Origin of the sequence: Streptomyces sp. NPDC051051 (assembly GCF_040682975.1) — a bacterium.
Taxonomy (GTDB): domain Bacteria; phylum Actinomycetota; class Actinomycetes; order Streptomycetales; family Streptomycetaceae; genus Streptomyces.
The window spans coordinates 1-9,723 of the sequence record NZ_JBFBCB010000104.1 but is presented as its reverse complement, the minus strand read 5'-3'; the positions used below and the strand labels follow the sequence as shown (position 1 = coordinate 9,723).

At 73.4% G+C, this 9,723-nt stretch carries 6 protein-coding genes and 1 pseudogene; 2 read left to right on the top strand and 5 right to left on the bottom strand.

All coding sequences use genetic code 11. The annotated features are described in order from the left end of the window. From AB0N31_RS35835 to AB0N31_RS35820, 4 genes and pseudogenes are all read right to left on the bottom strand, one after another. A pseudogene (locus AB0N31_RS35835) lies at positions 1-185 on the bottom strand (dehypoxanthine futalosine cyclase); the annotation flags it as partial. Positions 186-258: 73 nt separating this feature from the next. Further along, positions 259-1,059 (bottom strand): A24 family peptidase, encoded by an 801-nt coding sequence (locus AB0N31_RS35830; RefSeq protein ID WP_366062724.1) that lies wholly within the window; start codon positions 1,057-1,059, stop codon positions 259-261. 51 nt (positions 1,060-1,110) lie between these two features. Next, positions 1,111-2,811: a serine/threonine-protein kinase gene (locus tag AB0N31_RS35825; protein WP_366062725.1), complete on the bottom strand. Its 1,701-nt coding sequence runs from the start codon at positions 2,809-2,811 to the stop codon at positions 1,111-1,113. Positions 2,812-2,876: 65 nt separating this feature from the next. Continuing rightward, positions 2,877-3,725, bottom strand: a complete 849-nt coding sequence (locus AB0N31_RS35820) for a menaquinone biosynthesis protein (RefSeq protein WP_366062723.1) — start codon at positions 3,723-3,725, stop codon at positions 2,877-2,879. A gap of 299 nt (positions 3,726-4,024) precedes the next feature. Here AB0N31_RS35820 and AB0N31_RS35815 point away from each other — a divergent pair, with 299 nt between their 5' ends. Both AB0N31_RS35815 and AB0N31_RS35810 read left to right on the top strand, forming a co-directional pair. Further along, positions 4,025-4,228 (top strand): cold-shock protein, encoded by a 204-nt coding sequence (locus AB0N31_RS35815; RefSeq protein ID WP_003974443.1) that lies wholly within the window; start codon positions 4,025-4,027, stop codon positions 4,226-4,228. 215 nt (positions 4,229-4,443) lie between these two features. Continuing rightward, entirely contained in the window at positions 4,444-5,088 is a 645-nt protein-coding gene (locus AB0N31_RS35810; protein WP_366062722.1) for a methyltransferase domain-containing protein, read from the top strand. Between the two features lie 351 nt (positions 5,089-5,439). Here AB0N31_RS35810 and AB0N31_RS35805 read toward each other — a convergent pair whose 3' ends face one another. Further along, positions 5,440-9,711 (bottom strand): Ig-like domain repeat protein, encoded by a 4,272-nt coding sequence (locus tag AB0N31_RS35805; protein WP_366062721.1) that lies wholly within the window; start codon positions 9,709-9,711, stop codon positions 5,440-5,442. Positions 9,712-9,723 lie beyond the last annotated feature (12 nt).

Sequence of the window (9,723 nt, the reverse complement as noted above, 5' to 3'; positions counted from 1 at the left end):
CGCTCGATGATGTACGTCGCGATGTGCTCGATGCCGGCGTACCGACGGCGGCGCACGGCGTCGGCGGCGGCGCCCAGCGCGTGCAGGGGCGCGTCGCGGTAGAGGGCGAGCGCCTCCTCGGGGGTGATCCGCCCACCCTCGGCGGCACGGTCGAGGACGGACTGGAGGTCGGTCTTCTCGGTCACCGGGAGCGTCCCTTTCGTCAAGGGTTGTGGACGGACCCGGTCAGCCTACGCCAGCGTCTCCGACCGGCTCACCTCAGGCCGCGTACGCCCCCATCAGCACGCCGGCCCAGGCACCGGCGATCAGGAACGGCCCGAACGGGATCGCCGTCCTGCGCCCGGCCCTGCCCGCGAGCAGGAGCACCCCGCCGTAGAGCGCGCCGGACAGGAACCCGGCGAAGGTGCCCAGCATGACCGTCGCCCAGCCGTACCAGCCGAGGGCGGCGCCCGCGCCCAGGGCGAGCTTCACGTCGCCGAATCCCATGCCGCCGGGGTTGATCAGGTGCAGCACGAGGTAGCCGGCGCCGAGCGCGAGGGACCCCAGCAGGGCCGTCGTCCAGTCGCCGGCGTGCTCGGGCAGCAGCGCGGCCACGCCGAGCAGAGCGAGGGCGGCGGCCGCGAGGGGCAGGGTGAGGGGGTCGGGCAGCCGCCTCACCCGCAGGTCGACGGCCGCGAGCAGCACCCCGACGGGCGTCAGCGCCAGCCACACGGCCAGCTCGGGCCGGACGCCGGTGGCGAGCGCCAGGCCGGCGCAGAGCAGCGCGGTGACGAGGGGGAGACGGAGGGCGCCGGGGCCGTACGGCGGGTTCGTGCCGGGGCACGCCGGGCAGCGGGCGGCGCCGAGCCAGCCGCGCAGGGGGTGCCCGTCGGGACAGGTACGACGCGGGCCGGGACCGACGGCGCCGGGCCCCTCCCCCACGTCCGCCCCCTGGCCGTCCCCCTCCTCCTCGAGTTCCACCGCGAACCGGTACGCGGCCCGGGGCAGCACAGCGCCCGTCGCCGCGCCCCACACCACGGCGAGGGCGATCAGCAGGGCGTCGATCGGTACGCCGGTCAAGGGACTCCGCTCTCTCTTCGCTCGTCGCCGGCGCCTTCGCCGGCCCGCCCGCTACCCGACCCGCGACATCCGCGCCACCGGGTCGCCCTCGGCCTCGCTCTCCGACCGGTACGTCAGGTCGTCGCCCGTGCGCGTCAACCGCACGGTGTGGGCGGCCGGGTTGCAGCCGCTGTGGTTGGTCGTCGCGCCGACGGAGGTGGCGGTCAGTTCCTCCGGGGTCGCCTTCTGCAGGGTCAGGACGTCGAGGCAGACGCCACCGAGCACGTCCGTCTGGCGCAGCCGCCCCAACTCCTGCCCCACGGCGGCCTGTTCCACCGTCAGGCGGAAGGTGCCCATGGGGAGCCGGCCGCCCAGGCCGCTGGCCTGGCCCTCCCAGGTGCCGACGTAGGCGGCGGGGACCGCCCCGGACGCGGCCGGGGGCGCGGTGCCCGCCGGGGCCGGGGTGGACGCGTCGCTGCCCGCGGCGCTGTCCTTGCCGCCGGGGCCGGAGCCGGGCATCAGGTCGAGGACGAACACCGAGCCCACGGTCACCGCCGCCAGCGCGCCGGCGACCGCGAGCGCCAGGGTGCAGCTCAGCCGCCGCCCGCGCCCGCCCTCGCCGGGCGTCGCGGCGGCCGCGAAGGAGAGGGACACCCTGCCGGGCCGCCCGTCACCGCCACCGTCGCCGTCGGCGACCCGTGGCACGGGTACGGGCACGGGTACGGCCGGCGTCGTACCCGGCATCACCGGCGGCGGCCCGAACGCCCCCACCGTGGCCGAAGCCCGCGCCTCCTCCGCCGAGGCGCTGCCGAACCCCACCGAGGCACTGCTGAATCCGACCGGCCCGGAGACCGGCTCCGCCCCGGCGCCCGCCCCCGTCGCCTCCAGGTTCAGGAGCTGCACGGCGCTCCGCCCCACCTGCTCCACCAGTCTCCCCGGCAGCCAGCCGGCGGCGACCATCCGGGCCGCCCCCTGCGGAGCGAGCCGGCGGGCGACCTCCGCCGGGGCCGGCCGGGCGGCCGGCTCCTTGGCCAGGCAGGCCGCGACCAGGTCCCGCAGGTCGCCGTCGAGGCCGCCCAGTTCGGGCTGCTCGTGGACGACCTTGTAGAGCAGGGCGGCCGAGGAGTCGCCGGGGAACGGGGGCTCGCCGGTCGTCGCGTACGCCAGGACCGCGCCGAGGGAGAAGACGTCGGCCGCGCCGGTGACGCTCCTGCCGAGGATCTGCTCGGGGGCCATGTAGCCGGGGGAGCCGACCGAGACCCCGGTCGAGGTGAGGGACGCGGTGCCGTCCGTGGCGCGGGCGATGCCGAAGTCGATCAGCAGGGGGCCGTCGACGGTGAGCAGGATGTTGGAGGGCTTCACGTCCCGGTGCACCAGGCCCAGCCCGTGGACGGCCGCGAGCGCTTCGCCGAGGCCCGCTCCCAGCACCCGTACCGTGTGCTCGGGCAGCGCGCCGCCGTCCGCCACGGCCGCGGCCAGCGAGGGCCCGGCCGCGTAGGCCGTGGCGGCCCAGGGGACGTCCGCCGCCGGGTCGGCGTCCAGGACCGGTGCGGTCCAGGCGCCGCCCACCCGCCGGGCGGCGTCGACCTCGCGCCGGAAGCGGGCGCGGAACTCCTCGTCGAGCGCGAGGTGCGGGTGCACGACCTTCACGGCGACCGTGCGGCCGCCGGCGCTGCGGCCCAGGTAGACGCGGCCCATCCCGCCGGAGCCGAGCCGGCCGAGCAGTCGGTAGGGCCCCACCTCGGTGGGTTCACCGGCACCGAGCGGCTGCATCACGTCCACCCCTCCCCCGTAGGCCCGTGGACCCTCGTGGGGCCGCCAGCAGCCTAGAGCCTGCGCTACGGCTGGAGCAGCTCCACGTGCACGTCGGCCGGGAAGCCCGTGGTCGGGCCGACGCGGCGGGCGAACTCGGTGACGGCCGCCAGCTGTGCGGGGCCGAAGCGGAAGTCCAGCGTGGTGAAGTACCGCTCCAGGACCTGCTCGTCGAAGGCCTCCCAGCGGGCCGCCTGCTCGGCGACCTTGGCGACCTCTTCCAGGGAGAGGTTGCGGGAGGCGAGGAAGGCCTCGTGGACCTTGCGGGTGATGACCGGCTCGCGCTCCAGGTAGTCCCGGCGGGCGGCCCACACCGCGAAGACGAACGGCAGGCCGGTCCACTCCTTCCAGAGCGTGCCGAGGTCGTGCACCTGGAGGCCGTACTTCGGGCCGTCCAGCAGGTTCGCCCGCAGGGCCGCGTCGCCGATGAGGACGGCCGCCTCGGCCTCCTGCATCATCAGGCTGAGGTCGGGCGGGCAGGTGTAGTAGTCGGGCCGGACGCCGTAGCGGTCGGAGAGCAGGAGCTGGGCCAGGCGCACGGAGGTGCGCGACGTGGAGCCGAGGGCGACGCGGGCGCCGTCCAGTTCCTCCAGCGGCACCTGGGAGACGATGACGCAGGACATGACGGGACCGTCGCAGCCGACGGCGATGTCGGGGAAGGCGACCAGGTCGTCGGCATTCTTGAGGAACTCGACGAGGGTGATGGGCCCGATGTCGAGATCCCCCCGCACCAACTGCTCGCTGAGCTTCTCCGGGGTGTCCTTGGTCAGCTCGAAGTCGAGGAGGGTGCCGGTTCTCGCGAGCCCCCAGTACAGGGGCAGGCAGTTCAGGAACTGGATGTGGCCGACGCGCGGCCGGGTGCGAGAATTGTCCACATCGCGACGATAGACCCCGTCCGGTAGCCTGCGGAGTCCACCCCCTGCGACGGCAGACGTCAACCTCTTTTCCGGACCTTCAAACGTCCGGGTGACGTGATCTTGACCTCTGTTGCTTTCGGCTGCCCGCGTGCTAGGCTCGCCCGCAAGTTGCAGTTTGGTTTCCCTTGCAGTACAGAGCCTGCGGAGCATGTAACCGCGGGCTCTCGTCGTTTTCAGACGTATGCAGTTGTGCGGCACTAGCTTTCACGCTTGCAGGGTTCTGGAGCAGGGCAACCCTTTGGGCCCAAGGAGGGCTTATGGCTACCGGAACCGTGAAGTGGTTCAACGCCGAAAAGGGCTTTGGCTTCATCGCCCAGGAGGGCGGCGGCCCCGACGTCTTCGTCCACTACTCCGCGATCAACGCGCAGGGTTTTCGTTCGCTCGAGGAGAACCAGCAGGTCTCCTTCGACGTGACCCAGGGCCCGAAGGGCCCGCAGGCGGAGAACGTCACCCCCGTCTGATCGCACCACACCCTGACGCAAGTCTCTGAGAGCAGTACCCAAGGAGCCCCGCGCCGCAAGGCGACGGGGCTCCTGCCTTTCCGCGACGGCCGGCGTCCGCGCCGGCCCCGGCGGCCCCCGCCGGGCTGTTTCCGTACGGGTGGGGGGCGGGGGCCGTACGAGTGCGTCGGTCGCCGTCCGGACCGGTGTCAGAGGTACCGGCTACGGTCCCGCGCATGACCGAAGCCCCCGATTTCCTCACCGCCACCCGCACCTTCTACGACGCCGTCGCCGAGGACTACTCCGACCGCTTCCGTGACCTGCACGCGAAGCTCCCCTGGGACCGGGCCGTGTTCGCGGTGTACGCCGAACTCGTCGGCCCCGGCGGGAGGGTGGCCGATCTCGGCTGCGGGCCGGGGCGGGTGACCGGCCACCTCGCCTCGCTCGGGCTGTCCATGTCCGGCCTGGACCTGTCGGAGTCGATGCTGGCGGTGGCGCGGCGGGAGAACCCGGGGATCCGGTTCGAGCGGGGCTCGATGCTGGAGCTGCCGCACGGGGACGGTTCGCTGGACGGCCTCGTCTCCTGGTACTCGTCGATCCACACGCCCCTGGAAGAACTGCCCCGCCTGTTCGCCGAGTTCCGGCGCGTCCTGCGGCCCGGCGGCCACGTCCTCCTCGCCTTCCAGGTCGGCGACGAGCCCAAGCACCACGACCGGCCGTGGGGCCACCCGGTGTCCCTGGACTTCCACCGCCGCCGGCCGGAGGCCATGGCCGAGCTGCTCACCGCGGCCGGTTTCTCCGTACGGTCCCGCACGGTCCGCGCACCGGAGCCCGAACTCGACGAGAAGGTGCCGCAGGCCTATCTGGTCGCCCGCCTCTAGGGTTCGTCCGATGCGCCGGTGACCGTCCGGGAGCGGATCGTCCTGCAGGAACACGGGGGAATCTGTCCGATGGGGAGTGGGCTCGGTCGGAGCACCGACTGCCGCCGGGCGGGGCGGCGGGCGCGCGGAAGGTCCTGGAGCGCGGGGCGACCGGGCGTGGGGGGGGCGTCGCTTCCGAAACGGTGCGGAGTTCGTCGCGGCGGCAGCCGGCCCGGACCCGGTTGCCCCCGGCAGACCGGCGGGCCGTCTCGGGCACCACGCGCGTGACCGGGCCGAGGGGGCGGCGGTCGCCGCCCCCTCGGCCCGACCGTCCCGGCCCAGTGGCGCCCGGGGACGGTGACCGGCGTGCGGTCAGGGGAGGAGCGGGAAGAGGACGAGGGCCAGCGGCTGCGTCACCGAGGACGGGGCGTAGCAACCCGTTCCCGCAAAGGTCGCGGTGTAGGTCCCTGCCGTGATCACCACGCTGGAGACCGGAAGCGGCGGCGGGGCCAGGGTCGCCACTCCGCTGGCGTTGGTGAGCGCGGTGCCGAGGACGATGGGACCCACCATCGTGTTCGCCCTGAACGTGACCGGTTGACCCGCGAGCGGAGCGCCACTGGAGGTGACCTTGAGCGTGGCGCTCATCGACGGCAGGACGAACGTACCGTTCGTCCTCAGGCGGATCTGCGCCGGGGACGCCGTCAGGGTCGTGGAAGCCGCGTTCACCGTCAGGTTCGCCGTCGCGGCCGAGGCACTGTGGCAGGTGCCTCCGTTGTAGACGGCGGTCACCGTGCCGCTGGTGCCCGCGGTGGCGGTGACGCAGGCCTTGCCGCTCGGGTCGAGCGCGACGGTCTGGTTGAAGCCGCCGGGCCCGCTGAAGGTCACCGTCCCCGTGGGAGTGCCGCTGCCCGGTGCAACGGTCGTGACCGTGGCGCAGAACGTCACCGGCCGGCCGCAGACCACGAGGTTGGGGGTGACGGTGAGCGCGGTCTTGGTCTGGGCGGTGTTCACGGTCACGGCCGCGGTGCCGGTCGACGCGGCGACACACCCGTCACCGCTGTAGACGGCCGTGACCGTGCCGCCGGTGAGGCCGCCGGTGGTCGTGCACGCGGTGCCGTCCGCGTTCAGCGGCACCGTCGTGTTCAGTCCGCCGGGGCCGGTGAAGGTCACCGTTCCGGACGGGGTGCCGCTGCCGGGCGCCACCACCGTGACGGTCGCGCACACCGTCACCGGCTCACCGCACACCGACGGACTCGGATCCACCGACACCGAGGTCGTGCTCGCCGCCTGGGCGACCGTCACCGGCGCGGTGCCGGTCGACGCGGCGACGCATCCGTCGCCGTTGTAGACGGCCGTGACCGCACCCGTCTTGAGGGCGGTCGTGGTCACGCACGCGGTGCCGTCCGCGTCCACAGCCACGGTCTCGTCCAGGCCGCCGGGGCCGGTGAAGGTCACCGTCCCGGACGGAGTGCCACTGCCGGGCGCCACCACCGTGACGGTCGCACACACCGTCACCGACTGACCACATACGGAGAGACTCGGATCCACCGACACCGAGGTCACACTCGCCGCCTGGGCGACCGACACGGCCGCGGTGCCCGTCGACGCGGCGACACACCCGTCACCGCTGTAGACGGCCGTGACCGCACCCGTCTCCAAAGCGGACGTGGTGACACACGCCGTGCCGTCCGCGTCCACAGCCACGGTCTCGTCCAGGCCGCCGGGGCCGGTGAAGGTCACCGTCCCGGACGGGGTACCGCTGCCGGGCGCCACCACCGTGACGTTCGCACACACCGTCACCGGCTCACCGCACACCGACGGACTCGGATCCACCGACACCGAGGTCGCGCTCGCCGCCTGACCGACCGTCACCGGCGCGGTGCCGGTCGACGCGGCGACACACCCGTCACCGCTGTAGACGGCCGTGACCGTGCCGCCGGTGAGGCCGCCGGTGGTCGTGCACGCGGTGCCGTCCGCGTTCAGCGGCACCGTCGTGTTCAGTCCGCCGGGGCCGGTGAAGGTCACCGTTCCGGACGGGGTGCCGCTGCCGGGCGCCACCACCGTGACGGTCGCGCACACCGTCACCGGCTCACCGCACACCGACGGACTCGGATCCACCGACACCAAGGTCGTGCTCGCCGCCTGGGCGACCGTCACCGGCGCGGTGCCGGTCGACGCGGCGACGCATCCGTCGCCGTTGTAGACGGCCGTGACCGCACCCGTCTTGAGGGCGGTCGTGGTCACGCACGCGGTGCCGTCCGCGTCCACAGCCACGGTCTCGTTCAGCCCGCCGGGGCCGGTGAAGGTCACCGTCCCGGACGGAGTGCCACTGCCGGGCGCCACCACCGTGACAGTGGCGCACACCGTCACCGGCTCACCGCACACCGACGGAACCGGATCCACCGACACCGAAGTGACACTCGCCGCCTGACCGACCGACACCGGCGCGGTGCCCGTCGACGCGGCGACACACCCGTCACCGCTGTAGACGGCCGTGACCGCACCCGTCTCCAAAGCGGACGTGGTGACACACGCCGTGCCGTCCGCGTCCACAGCCACCACCGTCTCGTCCAGCCCGGCCCCGGTGAAGGTCACCGTCCCGGACGGAGTGCCACTGCCGGGCGCCACCACCGTGACAGTGGCGCACACCGTCACCGGCTCACCGCACACCGACGGAACCGGATCCACCGACACCGAAGTGGTGCTGCCCGCCTGACCGACCGACACATCGAGGGCTCCGGCCGAACCCGTAAAGCACATGTCACCGCCGTAGACGGCCGTGACCGCACCCGTCTTGAGGGCGGTCGTGGTCACGCACGCGGTGCCGTCCGCGTCCACAGCCACGGTCTCGTTCAGCCCGCCGGGGCCGGTGAAGGTCACCGTCCCGGACGGGGTACCGCTGCCGGGCGCCACCACCGTGACGTTCGCACACACCGTCACCGACTGACCACATACGGAGAGACTCGGATCTACCGACACCGAGGTCACGCTCGCCGCCTGACCGACCGACACCGGCGCGGTGCCCATCGACGCGGCGACACACCCGTCACCGCCGTAGGCAGCCGTGACCGTACCGCTCTCCAGCACGGACGTGGTGACACACGCCGTGCCGTCCGCGTCCACAGCCACGGTCTCGTCCAGCCCGGCCCCGGTGAAGGTCACCGTCCCGGACGGGGTGCCGCTGCCGGGCGCCACCACCGTGACAGTGGCGCACACCGTCACCGGCTCACCGCACACCGACGGACTCGGATCCACCGACACCGAAGTGACACTCGCCGCCTGACCGACCGACACATCGAGCGATCCCACCGACGAGAAGAAGCACCCGTCACCGTTGTAGACGGCCGTGACCGCACCGGTCGTCAGCGCGGTCGTGGTCACGCACGCGGTGCCGTCCGCGTCCAGTGACGCCGTCGCGTTCAAGCCGCCGGCCCCGGTGAAGGTCACCGTCCCGGACGGGGTGCCGCTGCCGGGCGCCACCGCCGTGACGGTCGCGCACACGGTCACCGGCTCACCGCACACGGAGGGGTCGGCGTCCACCGACACCGAGGTCGTGCTGGCCGCCTGGTTTACCGTCACGTCGAGCGAACCCCCCGACGGCAGGAAGCAGTCGTCGCCTTCGTAGGAGGCGGTGACCACCCCACCGGTGAGGCCACTGGTGGTCAGGCACGCCGTGCCGTCCGCGTCCAGAGCTGCGACCTGCGTGCTGCCGTCGGGCAGCAGGAAACTGACGCTCCCTGCAGGGGTGCCGCTGCCGGGCGCCACCGCCGTGACGGTCGCGCACACGGTCACCGGCTCACCGCACACGGAGGGGTTGACGTCCACCGACACCGCCACTGCACTGGCTGCCGGGTTGACCGCCGCGTTCGCCGTGCCGGTCGATGAGGTGAGGCACTCGTCACCGCTGTAGACGGCCGTGACCGCACCGGTCGTCAGCGCGGTCGTGGTCACGCACGCGGTGCCGTCCGCGTCCAGCGCCACGGTCTCGTCCAGCCCGGCCCCGGTGAAGGTCACCGTCCCGGACGGGGTACCGCTGCCGGGCGCCACCGCCGTGACGGTCGCGCACACCGTCACCGGCTCACCGCACACGGAGGGGTTGACGTCCACCGACACCGAGGTCACGCTCGCCGCCTGGGCGACCGAGACGGCCGCGGTGCCGGTCGACGTCGCGACACACCCGTCGCCGCTGTAGACGGCCGTGACCGCACCCGTCTCCAAAGCGGACGTGGTGACACACGCCGTGCCGTCCGCGTCCACAGCCACGGTCTCGTCCAGGCCGCCGGGGCCGGTGAAGGTCACCGTCCCGGACGGGGTACCGCTGCCGGGCGCCACCACCGTGACGTTCGCACACACCGTCACCGACTGACCACATACGGAGAGACTCGGATCCACCGACACCGAGGTCACGCTCGCCGCCTGACCGACCGAGACGGCCGCGGTGCCGGCCGACGTCGCGACACACCCGTCGCCGCTGTAGACGGCCGTGACCGCACCCGTCTCCAAAGCGGACGTGGTGACACACGCCGTGCCGTCCGCATCCAGCGCCACGGTCTCGTCCAGGCCGCCGGGGCCGGTGAAGGTCACCGTCCCGGACGGGGTACCGCTGCCGGGCGCCACCACCGTGACGTTCGCACACACCGTCACCGACTGACCACA